Source organism: Bradyrhizobium sp. (assembly GCF_035309285.1).
Classification (GTDB): domain Bacteria; phylum Pseudomonadota; class Alphaproteobacteria; order Rhizobiales; family Xanthobacteraceae; genus Bradyrhizobium.
Window position 1 is genome coordinate 64,437 of the sequence record NZ_DATGFH010000098.1, and the last position, 16,148, is coordinate 80,584.

Below are 16,148 nucleotides of genomic sequence, written 5' to 3' on the forward strand. Positions count from 1 at the left end.
TTGGCTGCCCTGTTGTTGCTTGCGTGCGCAAGTGCACCTTCTTTTGCACGCAAGGCTCTCGGGTGCGGCCTGCACCCGGCATTCCCTGCGCCCTCAGTTTTCCGAGGGACGCGGACGATGCAGAACCCGGACGGATTTCCGCCGCGGGAATGCGGAGGCTCGTCTCTCGTCGTCATTGCGAGGAGCCAACGGGGCCGCGCGTTCGCGCGGACCCGCTGGCTCGCAATGGCGACGATGGGCTGTTTGAAATTTGAATCTGAGGACTCCACCGCCCAAGGGCGCGAATTACAACTCCATCTCCCAGGTCTCGCCTGTGAGATCGACGCCAAAGCTGTGATGCTTCTCCTCGGCGACGCGGCGGAAGCCGACACTTTTGTAGATGCCGCGCGCGGCGACCAGGATGCTCTGGGTCCACAGCGTCATCCTCTTGTAGCCTTTCTCGCGCGCGGCGCGGACGCATTGCTCGACCAAAGCGCGGCCGATGCCGAGCCCGCGCGCTTCTTTTTCGACCAGCAGCAGGCGCAGCTTGGCGAGTTCGTCGGAGGCATTGACCAGGAAGACCGAGCCGAGCGGCTTGCCGTCCGACTCCGCGATCCAGCAATGCTCGCGCGAGGCATCGTAGGCCTTGATGAACTCTGCGCAGATCTCGGCGACCAGCGCCTCGTAAGAGATGTCCCAGCCATAGTCCTCGGCATAGGCGATCGCCTGCCGCGAGATCACCCAGCCCATGTCGCCGACGCGATGGCTGCGCAGGAGGAACGGCGCGCGCTCGTGCTGCCGCGGCTCGAGCAGATGCTCGATCGTGGCCATCGCGTCGGTCAGGCGGTGGCCGTCGTGGTCGGACAAAGGGGCCAGCATCGCCGCGACCTCGTCATGCGATGCCTGATTGAGCCTGGCGAAGGTCTGCCGTCCCTTGGCGGTAAGGCCGAGCCGGTATTGCCGGCGGTCGCTCGCCAACGGCTTTCGCGTGATCAGGCCTTTTTCGTCGAAATTCTGGATGATGCGGCTGAGATAACCGGCGTCGAGACCGAGCTCGATCCCGATCTCTTTTGCGGCAAGATCATCGCGATGTGCGAGCTCGTAAAGCACGCGCGCCTCGGAGAGCGAGAACGCGCTCTTGAGCAGATGTTGGTCGAGCACGCCGAGCTTGCGGGTATAGAAGCGGGTGAACGCACGGACGGCCGCGATCCGGCTTTCGGATTCGGTGAGTGACTTGGGCGGATTCTTGGGCGGATTCTTCGACGGATTCTTGGATGGATTCCTGGACGGTTTCATGGACGCACACCTCGATACTTGCCAATGTCAAATAATTATCTGACTTTGGCAAGTATGCTGGGCGCCTCACACCATGACGATGCGGCTGCGCAGCAGCGTGCGCGAGGAGCGGCCGAGCTGGCGCAGGAGCCGCGCCTCGGAGCGTCGCGCATCGGGCGCGTAGCCGCCGAGCCGCTGGTAATGGTCGCGCGCGATCAGGAGGCCCTGGTCGGAAAGCGGGCCGACGAAGGTTCGCGCGAGGTGTTTGAAGCTGTCGCGCCAGCCGCTGTCGCCATAGGGCGAGCGCGCATAGCGGAACACGCCGGCGCGGGGGCGGCCGCTTGCCGCCACTCCCTGGATGAATTGGGTGGTCTCCTCGATCCAGCCGGTGTCGAGGACCGCGCCTGGATGCAGGAACATCAGCCAGGGCGAGCGCGCTTCTCTGGCGCCGGCGGCGAGCGCCGCGGCGCGCGTTCCCTGCAGTCGCAGGAAGCGGCAGCCCGAGACGTCGGCAACACGCTCCATCACCGCATTGTCGGAGCGATCCACCAGCAGCACTTCGCGAATGACGCCGGCCGCCGCTCCCGGCACCAGCGCGGCAAGCGTGGCGACGGCAGGCTGCTCGACGCCTTCGGTCGGAATGATCACACTCAGCATGAATGCGGCTTGGTTGTCTCACCTGTCGAAAAACGCCGCACTGTTATCACCTTGTCACAGTCGAAACACCCTTTATGTGTGCGGCTTTTCCGGGCAAGCCGGTTAACCACGGCGCTCGATCACATTCCATCCCCGGAGTCGAATGTTCTTGATTTGTTCTAATGGCGTGTTATTTAGGAGCCATGAGTCGAGCATCCTCTCATGCCCTCAAGCACCCGCCGGTCACGGCGCCCTCCGAACCGGCGGGTGCGCCTTCGCCCTTTCCTGAACTTGCGGTCGCCATCGATCGCGAGCGGCGGCGCGGGCGCGGCGCGCAATCCAATGCCAGCGGCCGCTACGAGGCCGAGGCGCGGGTTGCGTTCGACGATGGCTGGCAGAGCCTTGACGAGTTGCCGGCGTTCAAGACCACGGTCGAGATCGACACTGCGCGAAAAGTGATCACGCGCAACGACTCTCCCGATATCGGTTTCGATCGCTCCATCAATCCCTATCGCGGTTGCGAGCATGGCTGTGTCTACTGCTTCGCGCGGCCGACGCACGCCTATCTCGGTCTGTCGCCGGGGCTCGATTTCGAATCGCGCCTTTATGCCAAGCCCGACGCGCCGGCGATGCTGGCGAAGGAGCTGGCCGCGCCGGATTACGAGCCGCGCATGATCGCGATCGGCACCAACACCGATCCCTATCAGCCGCTCGAGCGCGAGCGCAAAATCATGCGCGGCATTTTGGAGGTGCTTGAGCGCGCCGGCCATCCCGTCGGCATCGTCACCAAATCCGCACTGGTCGCCCGCGACATCGATATTCTCTCGCGGATGGCCAAGCGCAATCTCGCCAAGGTCGCGATATCAGTGACGACGCTGGACCCGCAGCTTGCGCGCACCATGGAGCCGCGGGCGCCGACGCCGCCGCGGCGGCTGGAGGCGCTGAAGCTGCTCGCGCAAGCCGGCATTCCGACCACGGTGATGGTGGCACCGGTGATCCCCGCACTCAATGACAGCGAGATCGAGCGCATCCTCGATGCCGCAGCCCATGCCGGAGCCAGGGAGGCAAGCTACGTTCTGCTCAGGCTGCCGCTCGAGGTGCGCGACCTCTTTCGCGAATGGTTGATGGCGAATTATCCCGACCGCTATCGCCACGTCTTCACGCTGATCCGCGACATGCGCGGCGGGCGTGACTACGACTCGCAATGGGGCACGCGCATGAAAGGGACCGGGCCGATGGCCTGGATGATCGGCCGGCGCTTCGAGATCGCCTGCGAGAAGCTCGGCTTGAACAAGCGCCGTTCGAAATTGACGACGGATCATTTCGTGAAGCCGAAAGGCGGCGGGCAGCAGCTCAGTTTGTTCTGAAGTTTGCAGTCGAGGGACATATCCATGAGTAAGAGCCCGCAGCCGTGGGTTCCGCGATTGACGCTCGCCCTGGCGCTGTTGAGAGCGGTGAAAGCCGCGTTGCGCGCCAAAGTTCCCGGTTGCGCGGCGGCATTCGTTTCAGCACCATCCCGGCATGAGTCGAGACAAGCCGGAAAAGAAAGACGCCAAGCTGCCGAAGGGCGTGATCGCGGTTGCGCCGCCGACCTTTCTGCGCGAGCGCGCGCTGTTCAAGCGCGGCATCTGGCCGGTGGCGGGTTGCGACGAAGCCGGCCGCGGTCCGCTCGCGGGTCCCGTGGTGGCGGCCGCCGTCGTGCTTGATCCCAACCGAATCCCGAAGGGAATTGACGATTCCAAGCGGCTCACCGCCGAGAAGCGCGAGGAGCTGTTCGAAAAGATCTGTGCAACCTCCGCCTTTGCGGTCGCCTTCGCCTCGCCGGCGCGAATCGATCGCGACAATATCCTGCGTGCGTCGCTCTGGGCGCTGGCGCGCGCCGTGCACGCGCTGCCCGAGATGCCCAGGCATGTCTTCGTCGATGGCCGCGACAAGCTGGCGCTGCCTTGCGAATGCGATGCTGTGATCGGCGGTGACGGCATGGTGGTCTCGATCGCGGCCGCCTCGATCATCGCCAAGGTGACGCGCGACCGGCTGATGAGCGCGCTGGCGCAGGATTGCCCGGGTTACGGATTTGAGCAGCACAAGGGCTATGCCGTTCCCGACCATCTCGAAGCGCTCGATCGGCTCGGTCCGTCCGCGCATCATCGCAGCTTCTTCGCGCCAGTGGTCGCCGCGCGCGCAAAGCACCAGCCCTGGACAGTCGAGCGCGAGGCCGACCTGTTCGCTGCGGTCGACACCTCCATCGAAGCCGAGATTTCCGCCGCCAATCAGGTCTAGCCTAAGTTTAGTTGCTTCCGCGGCTTCGGCGCTTTATCAAACATGCGGGATGGATGACGCCGGCTTACACGGGCGGGTTCGGGGTTTTTAGGCGTTTCATGCGTTTCACCTCGCTTGTTATCGAATTGATCCGGGCCCGGCCGCGGCTGGTGGTCTGGATCGTCGTGCTGTTACAGGCGGCGCTCTGGCTGATCGTGCCGCTTCTGTTCTACGCAAGCCCGCCCGGCAATGTCGCCACCGTGCTTGCCTTTGGCCGGGAGTACCAGGTCGGCACCGATCTCGGCCCGCCGCTGGCGCTTTGGCTTGCCGACATCGCCTTTCGAGTGGCGGGCAATCATCTGTTTGGCGTCTACGTCCTGGCGCAGCTCTGCTCGGTTGCGACCTTCTGGTTCCTCTTTCTCTTGGCGCGCGCCATCGTCGGCAGCCAGCACGCGGTGCTCGCCGTGCTCCTGACCATGACGGTCACGGCGTTCGCCTCATCGAGCCTCGCGTTCGGGCCGCTCGTGCTGGCGCGGCCGCTCTGGGCGCTATTGTTGTTCCATTCCTGGCAACTGATCGGCCAGAACCGCCGCAATGTGTGGTTCGCCTGGTCGATCGAGGCCGGTCTGTTGCTGCTCACGACGTCGGCCGCGATCGGCCTGTTGCTGCTCCTTGCCGGCTTCGCGGTCGCGACCGAGCGCGGCCGGCGGATGCTGATGTCGTTCGATCCGTTATTCGCGCTGCTCGTGATCGCAGTGCTCGCGTTGCCATATCTGATCTGGGTGATCCGCGCCAACGTCCTGGTCATGCCGGCCTTGCCCGCTCTGGCCGCGTTGAGTGCAAGGGCCTTGAGTTGGGCATGGCTTCTCGGCGGCTTGCTGCTCGCGATGGTGGGGATTGCGATCCTGGTCGCGCTCAACACGCCGCTGCTCAACCGCTCGAGCGAGGAAGCGCCGATCATCTATCGGCCGCCGGTGGATCCGCTGGCGCGCAATTTCGTCTATTTCCTCGCGATCGCACCGCCACTTGCCGGCAGCCTGATCTCGGGTCTGTTCAACCTCGACGGCGTCATCGGCGGCGCCGGCATCACGCTTTTGATGTCGGGGCTCGCCGTCATCGTCGCCACGGGCGATCTCCTGCATTTGCGCCATCAGCGCCTGTTGCGCACGGTGTGGGCGGCGGCGATTGTCATTCCCGCTCTGTCCGTCATCGGCGCGACGCTGTTCCTGCCGTGGACCGGCAGCAACGAGGTTGCAACCTCGCTGCCGGCGCGATCGATCGCACAGTTCTTCGGCGACAGTTTTGAGCGCCGCACCAATCAGCAGCTCCGCGCGGTCGCGGGCGACGCGCAGCTTGCGAGCCTGATCGCGCTCGACCACGCGCGTCCGCATTTGTTTCTCGACGCCACGCCCCAGCGCACGCCCTGGCTGACGCCCGTAAAGTTCAACGAAACCGGCGGCATCGTGGTCTGGCGCGCGTCCGACACCGCCGGCACGCCGCCGCCCGAGATCGCCCAGCGCTTTCCGGGTCTGGTGCCGGAAGTGCCGCGCGCCTTCGAATGGCTGGTGAACGGCCGCCAGCCGCTGCTCAGGATCGGCTGGGCCATCGTGCGGCCGAAAGGGAAGTAGCATCGGCCCCGGTATGACGTCGCTATTTCGCCAGCACCTTCGCGATCGTGCGCAGATCCTGCCACGACATCCGCTTGTAGGAGGGCGAGCGCAGCAGATAGGCCGGGTGAAACGTCGGCAACGCGCGGATGACCCGCGTGCCGGTGTCGTAATCGAACCATCGCCCGCGGGTGCGCATGATGCCCTCGCGGGTGCCGAGCAGGGTCTGGGTCGAGGGATTGCCGAGCGTCACCAGCAAGTCGGGATCGACCAGCTCGATCTGGCGCTGGATGAAGGGCAGGCACACCAGCGTCTCCTGCGGCGTTGGCGTGCGGTTGCCGGGCGGCCGCCAGGGAATGACGTTGGCGATGTACACCTTGCTGCGGTCGAGCCCGATCGCGGCGATCATGCGATCGAGCAGCTTGCCCGAGCGGCCGACAAACGGCAGCCCCTCAATGTCCTCGTCGCGGCCGGGTGCTTCGCCCACGAACATCACCCGCGACTTGGGATTGCCGTCAGCGAACACCAGCCGTGTCGCAGTCGATCGCAGCGCGCAGCCGTCGAATTTTTCCATGAGCGCGCGCAGCTCCTCCAATGTCGGTGCGGTGCGCGCAAGTTCCCGGGCCGATGCGATTGCGGCGTCGGGCGCGGGCGGCGGCTCGGCGAGACCGGAGAGCAAGGGGGCGGCGGGCATCGGCCGCGCCACCGGCGTCTGCGGTGCTTCGCGCGCCGTGGGGGCGGGCACAAGATCGGGATCGGCGAGGCGGTTGATCGGCTCCTCGGCGAGCGCGCAATCGACGCCGGCCTCCAGATAGAAGGCCAGCAATTGCGAGAGCGTCGGGGCGGGCTCGGGCGGAGACAGGGACATCGCGGCAATTTACGCCGCCTTGCGCGCTCATGAAACGCATTTCGGTGGTTGTCCTCTCGGCAAAAATCGGAAACAACGGGGAGGTTAGACGTTTTCCAACCGGGCTGAGCAGAGATCATGAGCAGCGAAGAGTTACCCCCGCGCGAATCCATGGAATTCGACGTCGTGATCGTCGGCGCCGGCCCGTCCGGGCTGTCCGCTGCGATCAAGCTGAAGCAGCTCAATAGTGACCTCAACATCGTCGTGGTGGAGAAGGGATCGGAAGTCGGCGCGCATATCCTGTCGGGCATGGTGATGGACCCGGTCGCGCTGGACAAGCTCATTGCCGATTGGCGCGAGGATTCCGATTGTCCGCTCAAGACCCAGGTCAAGGACGATCATTTTTATTGGATGACGGCCTCGGGCGCGATCCGCCTGCCGAATTTCATCATGCCGCCGCTGATGCACAGTCATCACTGCTATATCGGCTCGCTCGGCCAGGTCTGTCGTTGGCTTGCGCGGAAAGCCGAAGCGCTCGGTGTCGAGATCTATCCGGGCTTTGCGGCCGCAGAAGTGCTCTACGATGACAAGGGCGGCGTGCGCGGCATTGCGACCGGCGACATGGGCATTGCGAAGGACGGCACGCACAAGGATTCGTTCACGCGCGGCATGGAGCTTGTCGGCAAGTACACGCTGTTTGCCGAGGGCGCGCGCGGCAGCCTCACCAAGGAGCTCATCGCAAAATATTCGCTCGATGCCAACAGCGAGCCGCCGAAGTTCGGCATCGGGCTTAAGGAAGTCTGGCAGATCGATCCGTCAAAGCACAGGAAGGGGCTGATCCGGCACTCCTTCGGCTGGCCGCTCGGCACCAGGACCGGCGGCGGCTCGTTCCTCTATCACTACGACGACAACCTGGTCGCGGTCGGCTTTGTCGTGCATCTCAATTACGACGATCCCTACCTGTCGCCGTTCGACGAGTTCCAGCGCTTCAAGACGCATCCCGCGATCCGTCCCGTGTTCGAAGGTGGCAAGCGACTGTCTTATGGCGCGCGCGCCATCACCGAGGGCGGCTACCAGTCGGTGCCGCGCTTGACCTTCCCCGGCGGCGCGCTGATCGGCTGCGCCGCTGGCTTCGTCAACGTGCCGCGTATCAAGGGCGTGCATAACGCAATCGGCAGCGGCATGCTCGCCGCCGAACATGTCGCCGCGGCGCTCGGCGCGGGACGCGCCAATGACGAGCTCGTCGAATATGAGAATGCCTGGCGTGCTTCCGCCGTCGGCAAGGACCTCTATCCCGTCCGCAACGTCAAGCCGCTGTGGTCGAAGCTCGGCACGATCCTCGGCGTCGCGCTCGGCGGATTCGACATGTGGTGCAACACGCTCGGTTTCTCGCTGTTCGGCACCCAGTCGCATGCCAAGCCCGATCGCAAGACGCTCGATCCGGCGAAAGCGCACACGCCGATCGCCTACCCGAAGCCGGACGGCAAGGTCTCCTTCGACAAGCTGTCCTCGGTGTTCCTCTCCAACACCAATCACGAAGAGGACCAGCCGGTTCATCTCAAGGTTGCGGACATGAACCTGCAGAAGACCTCCGAGCACGACGTCTTCGCGGGACCCTCTAACCGCTATTGCCCGGCCGGTGTCTATGAATGGGTCGAGGAGGCCTCGGGTCCGCGCTTCCAGATCAACGCCCAGAACTGCGTCCATTGCAAAACCTGCGACGTGAAGGACCCCAACGGCAATATCACCTGGGTTCCCCCCGAGGGGGGCGGTGGGCCCAACTACGAGGCCATGTGAGCACGATTGCGTGAGCCAAGGCACATACGGAGGTGCAGCGGTCGGCCACGATAAGGCCACACTGCGGCGGTTGTGGGATAACGGCGAACGGTTCGAGCGTCCGATCAAATGTCGCCCGAATCCTTGCGGTTAGGCAGCAAACACGGCATTGTCACGCGCCAACGGCGTTTGATGCGGCCGCGGGGGTTCGCATTCGAAACGACCTTAAAATTCCTCAAAAGCTAGAGCGAGCCGTGATGTTTTCCATTCGTTGCAATCGCTGGACTGTTGCTGCCGTTGCGCTGACCGCGCTGGTGATGCCCGGCTCGATTTCTGCGCAGACGCCTGAGCATCCGGATACCACGACGCAGTTTCCGACTCGCAACGAGCTGAAGATGCTCACGACCTCGGGCAGCTATCTTGCCGCGCGCCACGCAAGCGTCGAGCGCGACGCGGCTTCCGCCGCCGAGTTCTATCGCTCCGCGCTGCGCTCCGACCCGAAGAACAACGAGCTGCTGGATCGCGCCTTCATCTCCTCCGTAGCCGACGGCGACATCGACGAGGCCGTGAAACTCGCCGACCGGATTCTGGCGACCGACAAGACGAACCGCGTCGCGCGGCTCGTGGTCGGCGTGCAAGCGCTGAAGCAGAAGAGATATGCCGCAGCCCAGCTCAACATCAACCAGTCGATCCGCGGCCCCATCACGGACCTGGTCGCAACCCTGCTGTCGGCCTGGGCCGCCTATGGCGCCGGTGACACCAAGACCGCCGTGGCCAATATCGACAAGCTGACCGGTCCCGATTGGTATCCGATTTTCAAGGATCTCCATGCCGGTATGATCCTGGAGCTGTCAGGCAAGGAAAAGGACGCCGGCGCGCGCTTCGAGCGGGCCTACAAGCTTGACGATTCCATGCTGCGCATCACCGAAGCCTATGCGCACTGGCTGACGCGCAACAAAGACGAGGAAAAGGCGACCGAGATCTACGAGGCCTTCGACAAGAAGCTCGCGCGCCATCCGCTGGTGCTGGAAGGCCTGCGCGAGACCAAGGCGGGCAAGAAGCTGCCGCCACTGGTCGATTCGCCGCAGGCCGGCGCGGCGGAAGCGCTGTACGGCATCGGCGCGACGCTGACGCGGCGCGGCGGCGAGGACCTCGCGCTGGTCTATCTGCAGCTTGCGCTCTATCTGCAGCCGAGCCATCCGCTCGCGCTGTTGTCGCTTGCCGACCTCTATGAAACGGTGAAGCGCCCGCAGATGGCGATCAAGGTCTATCAGCGCGTGCCGGCGAACTCGCCGTTGAAGCGCAACGCGCAGATCCAGCTCGCGACCGATCTCGATGCGGCCGACCGCAGCGACGAGGCGATCAAGATCCTGAAGGACGTCGTCGCCGCCGATCCGAAGGACCTCGAAGGGATCATGGCGCTCGGCAATATCGAGCGCGGCCGCAAGAAGTTCGCCGATTGTGCCGACACCTATTCCAAGGGCATCGACGTGCTGCCCGAGGGTAGCGACAATGCCAAGGCCAACAGCGTCTACTACTATTACCGCGGCATCTGCGAGGAGCGCTCGCATCAGTGGCCGAAGGCCGAAGCCGACATGAAGAAGTCGCTCGAGCTGCAGCCCGATCAGCCGCATGTGCTGAACTATCTCGGCTATTCCTGGATCGATCAGGGCGTCAATCTCGACGAGGGCATGAAGATGATCAAGCGCGCCGTCGAGCAGCGTCCCGACGACGGCTATATCGTCGACTCCCTCGGCTGGGCTTACTACCGTCTCGGCAACTACGACGACGCCGTCAAGAACCTCGAACGCGCGGTCGACCTCAAGCCTGAGGATCCGACCATCAACGACCATCTCGGCGACGCCTATTGGCATGTTGGCCGCAAGCTGGAGGCGAAGTTCCAGTGGGCCCATGCCCGCGACCTCAAGCCGGAGCCGGAAGACCTGCCGAAAATCCTGGCCAAGATCGAAAAAGGATTGACTGACGAACCGCCGCCGGCGGCGGCGGCCGCCGCCGACAAGAAGAAGGACGACGCCAAAGAGGACGGCAAGGGCGGCTGATCAGCGAGTGAGGTGGGGGCTTCTCGCCGATGCTGAGTGATGAGGGGCGGGCCAAGGTCAACCTGACGCTGCGAGTCGTCGGGCGCCGCGTCGACGGCTATCACGATCTCGAAAGCGTGGTCGCGTTCGCCGACTGCGCCGATCGTCTGACGCTTGATCCCGCATCGGCGCTGTCGCTGAAGACCACGGGGCCGCTGGCGCAGGCCTGTGGCGAGACCGCGGACAATCTGGTGCTGAAGGCCGCGCGGCTGCTCTCCGAGCGCGTGCCGGACCTGAAGGTGGGCGCCTTCACGCTCGAAAAGGTGTTGCCGGTGGCCGCCGGTATCGGCGGTGGCTCGGCGGATGCGGCGGCTGCGTTGCGGCTATTGGGACGATTGAACGGGCTCGCGCAGGATGATGCGCGCCTGCACGAGGTGGCGCTCGCGACCGGTGCCGACGTGCCGGTGTGCCTTGCCTCGCGCGCCTGCGACATGACCGGCGTTGGTGAAAGCCTGTTGCCGCTGAACCTGCCGAAACTACCCTGCGTGATGGTCAATCCCCGCGTCCCCGTCGCGACCAGGGACGTGTTTACCGCGCTCGGCTTGCGCAACGGCGAGCTTCTGGTCAGTGCTGCCGACGTCATCGAATCGCCGGCCTGGCCGGGCGGCGGCGCGTCGATCGGCGCCTGGGTCGACGCACTATCGATCGTCCCCAACGACCTCGAAGCGCCGGCGATCCGCATTCAGCCCGTGATCGGTGATGTACTGTCTGCACTCCGCGATTCCGAGGGCGTGTTGTTGTCGCGAATGTCGGGATCGGGCGCGACCTGCTTTGCGATTTTCGGCGACGACGCCCTGGCGCGAGCCGCATCTGAAGCGATTGCGCGCGATCACCGCCACTGGTGGGTGCACGCGGGCGTGCTGAGCTAGGTGCGATCTCACGGTCTGTAGGGTGGGCAAAGGTGCGAAGCGCCGTGCCCACCATGATCTATCCGCTTTGTCGTTCGGGATGGTGGGCACGCTTCGCTTTGCCCACCCTACTAGATTACGCTTCGGGCTAATGCGACCGCGCCAGGCAGAACGCCACGACCTGCTCCAGCGCGGAGCGCATCGGCGAGGCTGGAAACAGCGCCAGCGCATCGACGGCGATCGCGCCATAATGCTGGGCGCGGCTTGCGGTGTCCTCGAGCGCGCGATGCTTGGTCATCAAGCCGATGGCGTGATCCAGATCGCCGTCCTTGATCTCGCCGCGCTCCAGCGCCCGCACCCAGAAGGCGCGCTCGGTGTCGTTGCCGCGCCGGAACGCCAGCACCACGGGCAGGGTGATCTTGCCCTCGCGGAAATCGTCGCCGACATTCTTGCCGAGCTTGGTCGACTTGCCGCCATAGTCGAGCACATCGTCGACGAGCTGGAAGGCGATGCCGAGATTCATGCCCACCGAACGGCAGGCGGTCTGCTCCGGCTTCGGCCGGTTGGCGATCGCGGGTCCCACCTCGCAGGCGGCCGCGAACAATTCAGCGGTCTTGCCGCGGATCACGGCGAGATATTCGTCCTCGGTGGTCGCGGTGTTCTTGGCCGCGGCAAGCTGCATCACCTCGCCTTCGGCGATCACGGCCGCCGCGGTCGAGAGGATGTCGAGCGCGCGCATCGAGCCGACCTCGACCATCATGCGGAACGCCTGGCCGAGCAGGAAGTCGCCGACCAGCACGCTCGCCTCATTGCCCCACAGCATCCGCGCCGACAATTTGCCGCGCCGAAGCTCGCTCTCGTCGACGACGTCGTCATGCAGCAGTGTCGCCGTATGCATGAATTCGACCGCCGCGGCGAGCTTGATATGGCCGTCGCCGGAATAGCCGGCGAGCTGGGCCATGGCGAGCGTCAGCATCGGGCGGAGCCTTTTGCCGCCGGAGGAGATCAGGTGGTTTGCAACCTCCGGGATCATGGTCACGTCCGAGCCCGTCCGCGACAGGATCGTGGCGTTGACGCGCTCCATGTCGGCGGCGACGAGCTTGACCAGCGGGTCGATCGAGGCGTCCTGAGGGTTCTCGAAAGGTACAATAACCGCCACGCCGGTCTCCACATTTGCTATTCTGGTTCCGACAATAGAAAGTGCAGGGGCGTGCGGCAAGTACGTGGTTGCGGTTGACAGCGCGGCCTCGGGGCCGACGACGCGGCGGCGCTGAAGAAGGAGTGCGGCAAGTTGCGGGAACTGGTTCGGACCAACGATATCGTGCTGGTGTCGGCGATCGGTGCGCTGCTCGACGGCGCCAATATCGATCACCTGGTGGCCGACCAGAACATGAGCATCATTGAAGGCTCGCTCGGCATCCTGCCGCGGCGGATACTGGTGCATGACGACGACGTCGACGCGGCCCGGCAGGTCCTCGTCGACGCCGGGCTGTCGCACGAACTAAGGCCCGATGAGTGAGCATTTGACCGGCATCACCGAGGATCTCTTTCTCGGCGGACGATTGCGCCTGCGCCAACCAAGGAAGGGCCACCGCGCCGGCCACGACGCCATGCTGCTGGCGGCCGCGACCGCGGTTGAGGCGGGAGATCAAGTGGTGGAGTTCGGTGCCGGCGTCGGCGCCGCCGGACTGGCGCTTGCCAGACGCGTCGGTGGGATCGTGCTGAGGTTGGTCGAGATCGATCCGCAGCTAGCAGCGCTGGCGCGCGACAATGCCGCTGCCAACAACGTCGCCGCCGATGTCCTCGTGCTCGACGTGACCGCCTCCGCGGAAGCTTTCGAACGATGCGCCCTGAAGCCGGACAGCGTCGATGTCGTGCTGATGAACCCGCCCTTCAACGATGCCATGCGGCATCGTGCCTCACCGGACACAGGGCGTGCTTCGGCGCATGTTGCCGATACCGAGACCCTCGATGGCTGGATTGGCGCAAGCCGAAGGCTGCTCAAATCCGGCGGCCGGCTTACGCTGATCTGGCGCGCCGATGGGCTCTCGGATGTATTGGCGGCGCTGGCGCGGGGCTTCGGGAGCCTTGCGATCCTGCCGGTGCATGCCGATCCCACCAAGCCTGCGATGCGCGTGCTGGTTCGCGCGGTCAAGGGCGGCAGGGCGCCGACGCGCATCCTCGCCGGGCTGATGCTCAACGAGGAGACGGGCGTGCCCAACAAAGAGGTCGCGGACATGTTAGCGGGAGGCGAGGTTCTGCCGCTGGCGAAGCCCTGAAGCGAGCGCGGCGTCTACTGCTGCAGCGATTTCGACCGCTGTTCCCGTGCGGGCGTGAAGCGAACTGCAGCGAGAAGGGTACCGATCAGCATGATCAGCAAATAGATTTTCATGTCTTTCTCCGCTGCATCGTCGCAGCCAGCCAAACAATTGAATGCAATCGGTGTTCCGGTCGAAGGGTTGACAGTGGCGTGATAAAAAGTGGTCAAATCGAGGTAACGGCATGACGGAACGAATAAGTGATCGAGCGGAAGTTCGCGGTGGCTGGGCGGGCCTGGTCGACCGCGGCATGGCGATGCTTCCAGCGCGCCTGAGGCGCGGAGTCGCTGTGGTTCCCGTGGTGCGGCTGACCGGAGTGATCGGTGCCGTCACGCCGCTCCGGCCAGGGATGACACTCGCCGGCGTCGCCAAGATGCTGGAGCGCGCCTTCTCCATGAAGAACGCCAAGGCGGTGGCGCTCCTGATCAACTCGCCCGGCGGCTCGCCGGTGCAATCGCGTCAGATTTACCTGCGCATCCGTCAGCTCGCAGCGGAAAAGAAGCTGCCCGTGTTGGTGTTCGTCGAGGACGTCGCGGCGTCCGGCGGCTACATGATCGCCTGCGCGGGCGACGAGATTTTCTGCGATCCATCCTCGATCATGGGATCGATCGGGGTGGTCGGCGGGTCATTTGGCATGACCGAACTGATCAAGAAGGTCGGCGTCGAGCGCCGGCTTTATACCGCGGGCTCGCACAAGGCGATGCTCGATCCGTTCCTCCCCGAGGATCCCGATGATGTGGCGCGGCTGAAGGCGATCCAGCGTGAGATCCACGCGATCTTCATTGCGCTCGTGAAGCAGAGCCGTGGCGCGCGCCTGAAGGGCGCCGAGGACGTGCTGTTCACCGGCGAATACTGGGCCGGCGAGACGTCGGTCTCGCTTGGCCTGGCGGATGGCATCGGCGACCTGCGCTCGACGCTCAGGGCCCGCTATGGCGAGAAGGTGCTGACCCCTGTAATTGCTCCCGCCAGTGGCTTGCTGGCGGGGCTGCTGGGCCGAAGGTCCCCAGGAGCGGGCGCGTTGGCTGCGCTGGATATGTCTGCCGGCCTGCCGGAGGAACTGATTTCGGCGCTGGAAACACGGGCGATTTGGGCTCGATTCGGCTTTTGAAGGGGGACCTGCCCGCGCTATTTGGTCACGAATATGTTGGATTGCGCCGTACCCGGCCATGGGCGAGAATATGGACAGGGGGCCAGACGGATAGAGGATCGACCGATGCCGCCATTCATCGCATTTGCGGGCGTCCTGGGCGGGCTCGCGGTGATGCGCTGGGCCTACAAGACGGCGCAGCGGATCAACCAGGAGCTTGAGGAGCTGCGCATGGGCCGCGTCGCGGAAGCCGCGCAAGCGAGCGAAATCAAGACGCTTCGCTGCGACCCCGTTACCGGCGCCTACCGGCCGGGCTAATCAAGCGGATTTCGGCTTCGCTTCGGCGACGTTTGGCGCCGCCATTACCTTGATTCCTTTTCCAGCCGCCGATACGGTCCCGCGCTCTTTACCCGCTTTTTCGCGAGACCTGTTGCGACGATGGATACGCTGCCTCCCCATATGCGCCCGGATCGCTCGTTCCAGGGCTTCATCCTCGCGCTCCAGCGGTTCTGGGCGGAGCAGGGCTGCGTCATCCTGCAGCCCTATGACATCGAAATGGGCGCCGGCACCTTCCATCCCGCGACGACGCTGCGCGCGCTCGGGCCAAAGCCGTGGAACGCGGCCTATGTGCAGCCCTCGCGCCGGCCCAAGGATGGCCGTTACGGCGAAAATCCGAACCGCATGCAGTACTACTACCAGTTCCAGGTGATCATGAAGCCGTCGCCGGGAAACCTTCAGGAGCTTTACCTGAAGTCGCTGGCCGCCATCGGCATCGACTCCGCAGTCCATGACATCCGCTTTGTCGAGGACGATTGGGAGAGCCCGACGCTCGGCGCATGGGGCCTGGGCTGGGAGTGCTGGTGCGACGGCATGGAAGTCTCCCAGTTCACCTACTTCCAGCAGGTTGCCGGCGTCGAATGCGCGCCGGTTGCGGGCGAACTCACCTACGGACTCGAGCGGCTTGCGATGTACGTGCAGGGCGTCGACCGCGTCTACGATCTCAACTTCAACGGCCGCGACGGCGCCGAGAAGGTCACCTATGGCGACGTGTTCCTGCAGGCCGAGCAGGAATATTCGCGGCACAATTTCGAATATGCCGACACCGCGATGCTGTTCGAGCAGTTCAAGATGGCCGAGGAGGCCTGCAAAAAGTATCTCGCAGCCGGCTGGCGCCAAGGTGGCAATCAGAAGGAGCATCTGATGGCGCTGCCGGCCTATGACCAGTGCATCAAGGCAAGCCATGCGTTCAATCTGCTCGATGCGCGCGGCGTGATCTCGGTCACCGAGCGCCAGAGCTACATCCTGCGGGTGCGTGAACTCGCCAAGGCCTGCGGCGAGGCCTGGGTGCATACCGACGCGGGAAGGGCCATCTGATGCCCGATCTCCTGCTCGAACTGTTCTCGGAAGAAATCCCCGC

General features: G+C 64.6%; 15 protein-coding genes. 11 read left to right on the forward strand and 4 right to left on the reverse strand.

All coding sequences use genetic code 11. From position 1 onward, the window contains the following. Nucleotides 1-285: 285 nt before the first annotated feature. Nucleotides 286-1,275 carry a bifunctional helix-turn-helix transcriptional regulator/GNAT family N-acetyltransferase gene (locus tag VKR55_RS19745; RefSeq protein ID WP_324405852.1) on the reverse strand — a complete coding sequence of 330 codons (990 nt, stop codon included), beginning with the start codon at nt 1,273-1,275 and terminating at the stop codon, nt 286-288. A 66-nt stretch (nt 1,276-1,341) separates the two neighbouring features. Next, nucleotides 1,342-1,911 (reverse strand): glycosyltransferase family protein, encoded by a 570-nt coding sequence (locus VKR55_RS19750; RefSeq protein ID WP_324405853.1) that lies wholly within the window; start codon nt 1,909-1,911, stop codon nt 1,342-1,344. A 182-nt stretch (nt 1,912-2,093) separates the two neighbouring features. On the opposite strand from VKR55_RS19750, the gene VKR55_RS19755 reads away from it, so the two are divergent. From VKR55_RS19755 to VKR55_RS19765, 3 genes are all read left to right on the forward strand, one after another. Then, nucleotides 2,094-3,257 (forward strand): PA0069 family radical SAM protein, encoded by a 1,164-nt coding sequence (locus VKR55_RS19755; RefSeq protein ID WP_324405855.1) that lies wholly within the window; start codon nt 2,094-2,096, stop codon nt 3,255-3,257. Nucleotides 3,258-3,411: 154 nt separating this feature from the next. Further along, on the forward strand, nt 3,412-4,170 hold the full coding sequence (locus VKR55_RS19760; protein ID WP_324405856.1) for a ribonuclease HII: 759 nt from the start codon (nt 3,412-3,414) through the stop codon (nt 4,168-4,170). A gap of 98 nt (nt 4,171-4,268) precedes the next feature. Next, on the forward strand, nt 4,269-5,777 hold the full coding sequence (locus tag VKR55_RS19765; protein WP_324405858.1) for a glycosyltransferase family 39 protein: 1,509 nt from the start codon (nt 4,269-4,271) through the stop codon (nt 5,775-5,777). Between the two features lie 22 nt (nt 5,778-5,799). Here VKR55_RS19765 and VKR55_RS19770 read toward each other — a convergent pair whose 3' ends face one another. Beyond that, complete coding sequence (locus VKR55_RS19770) at nt 5,800-6,624, reverse strand: uracil-DNA glycosylase (RefSeq protein ID WP_324405860.1); 825 nt, start codon at nt 6,622-6,624, stop codon at nt 5,800-5,802. Between the two features lie 117 nt (nt 6,625-6,741). Here VKR55_RS19770 and VKR55_RS19775 point away from each other — a divergent pair, with 117 nt between their 5' ends. The 3 genes from VKR55_RS19775 to VKR55_RS19785 all read left to right on the forward strand — a co-directional run bounded on the left by VKR55_RS19775 (nt 6,742) and on the right by VKR55_RS19785 (nt 11,347). Further along, the gene (locus tag VKR55_RS19775; protein WP_324405861.1) at nt 6,742-8,400 is read left to right on the forward strand and encodes an electron transfer flavoprotein-ubiquinone oxidoreductase; all 1,659 of its coding nucleotides are present in this window, start codon (nt 6,742-6,744) and stop codon (nt 8,398-8,400) included. 236 nt (nt 8,401-8,636) lie between these two features. Next, complete coding sequence (locus VKR55_RS19780; protein ID WP_324405863.1) at nt 8,637-10,439, forward strand: tetratricopeptide repeat protein; 1,803 nt, start codon at nt 8,637-8,639, stop codon at nt 10,437-10,439. A 29-nt stretch (nt 10,440-10,468) separates the two neighbouring features. After that, entirely contained in the window at nt 10,469-11,347 is an 879-nt protein-coding gene (locus VKR55_RS19785; RefSeq protein WP_324405865.1) for a 4-(cytidine 5'-diphospho)-2-C-methyl-D-erythritol kinase, read from the forward strand. A 127-nt stretch (nt 11,348-11,474) separates the two neighbouring features. On the opposite strand, the gene VKR55_RS19790 is transcribed toward VKR55_RS19785, so the two are convergent. Further along, nucleotides 11,475-12,485, reverse strand: a complete 1,011-nt coding sequence (locus VKR55_RS19790) for a polyprenyl synthetase family protein (protein ID WP_324405867.1) — start codon at nt 12,483-12,485, stop codon at nt 11,475-11,477. A gap of 132 nt (nt 12,486-12,617) precedes the next feature. On the opposite strand from VKR55_RS19790, the gene VKR55_RS19795 reads away from it, so the two are divergent. The 5 genes from VKR55_RS19795 (at nt 12,618) to VKR55_RS19815 (ending at nt 16,105) form a co-directional block, all read left to right on the forward strand. After that, nucleotides 12,618-12,845, forward strand: a complete 228-nt coding sequence (locus tag VKR55_RS19795; RefSeq protein WP_324405868.1) for a putative signal transducing protein — start codon at nt 12,618-12,620, stop codon at nt 12,843-12,845. Continuing rightward, complete coding sequence (locus VKR55_RS19800; RefSeq protein ID WP_324405869.1) at nt 12,838-13,605, forward strand: tRNA1(Val) (adenine(37)-N6)-methyltransferase; 768 nt, start codon at nt 12,838-12,840, stop codon at nt 13,603-13,605. Before VKR55_RS19795 ends, VKR55_RS19800 begins: the two co-directional genes overlap by 8 nt. A 289-nt stretch (nt 13,606-13,894) precedes the next feature. Then, nucleotides 13,895-14,752: a S49 family peptidase gene (locus VKR55_RS19805; protein ID WP_414642400.1), complete on the forward strand. Its 858-nt coding sequence runs from the start codon at nt 13,895-13,897 to the stop codon at nt 14,750-14,752. A 105-nt stretch (nt 14,753-14,857) separates the two neighbouring features. Further along, the gene (locus VKR55_RS19810) at nt 14,858-15,049 is read left to right on the forward strand and encodes a hypothetical protein (protein ID WP_324405873.1); all 192 of its coding nucleotides are present in this window, start codon (nt 14,858-14,860) and stop codon (nt 15,047-15,049) included. Between the two features lie 120 nt (nt 15,050-15,169). Then, on the forward strand, nt 15,170-16,105 hold the full coding sequence (locus tag VKR55_RS19815; protein WP_324405874.1) for a glycine--tRNA ligase subunit alpha: 936 nt from the start codon (nt 15,170-15,172) through the stop codon (nt 16,103-16,105). Nucleotides 16,106-16,148 lie beyond the last annotated feature (43 nt).

Bases quoted from the DNA above. Each gene is read 5' to 3' on its own strand.
- VKR55_RS19745 (WP_324405852.1), bottom strand. From the start codon at position 1,275: ATGAAACCGTCCAGGAATCCATCCAAGAATCCGTCGAAGAATCCGCCC.
- VKR55_RS19755 (WP_324405855.1), top strand. From the start codon at position 2,094: ATGAGTCGAGCATCCTCTCATGCCCTCAAGCACCCGCCGGTCACGGCG.
- VKR55_RS19810 (WP_324405873.1), top strand. From the start codon at position 14,858: ATGCCGCCATTCATCGCATTTGCGGGCGTCCTGGGCGGGCTCGCGGTG.
- VKR55_RS19765 (WP_324405858.1), top strand. From the start codon at position 4,269: ATGCGTTTCACCTCGCTTGTTATCGAATTGATCCGGGCCCGGCCGCGG.
- VKR55_RS19750 (WP_324405853.1), bottom strand. From the start codon at position 1,911: ATGCTGAGTGTGATCATTCCGACCGAAGGCGTCGAGCAGCCTGCCGTC.
- VKR55_RS19800 (WP_324405869.1), top strand. From the start codon at position 12,838: ATGAGTGAGCATTTGACCGGCATCACCGAGGATCTCTTTCTCGGCGGA.
- VKR55_RS19775 (WP_324405861.1), top strand. From the start codon at position 6,742: ATGAGCAGCGAAGAGTTACCCCCGCGCGAATCCATGGAATTCGACGTC.
- VKR55_RS19815 (WP_324405874.1), top strand. From the start codon at position 15,170: ATGGATACGCTGCCTCCCCATATGCGCCCGGATCGCTCGTTCCAGGGC.
- VKR55_RS19780 (WP_324405863.1), top strand. From the start codon at position 8,637: ATGTTTTCCATTCGTTGCAATCGCTGGACTGTTGCTGCCGTTGCGCTG.
- VKR55_RS19805 (WP_414642400.1), top strand. From the start codon at position 13,895: ATGGCGATGCTTCCAGCGCGCCTGAGGCGCGGAGTCGCTGTGGTTCCC.
- VKR55_RS19785 (WP_324405865.1), top strand. From the start codon at position 10,469: ATGCTGAGTGATGAGGGGCGGGCCAAGGTCAACCTGACGCTGCGAGTC.
- VKR55_RS19760 (WP_324405856.1), top strand. From the start codon at position 3,412: ATGAGTCGAGACAAGCCGGAAAAGAAAGACGCCAAGCTGCCGAAGGGC.
- VKR55_RS19770 (WP_324405860.1), bottom strand. From the start codon at position 6,624: ATGTCCCTGTCTCCGCCCGAGCCCGCCCCGACGCTCTCGCAATTGCTG.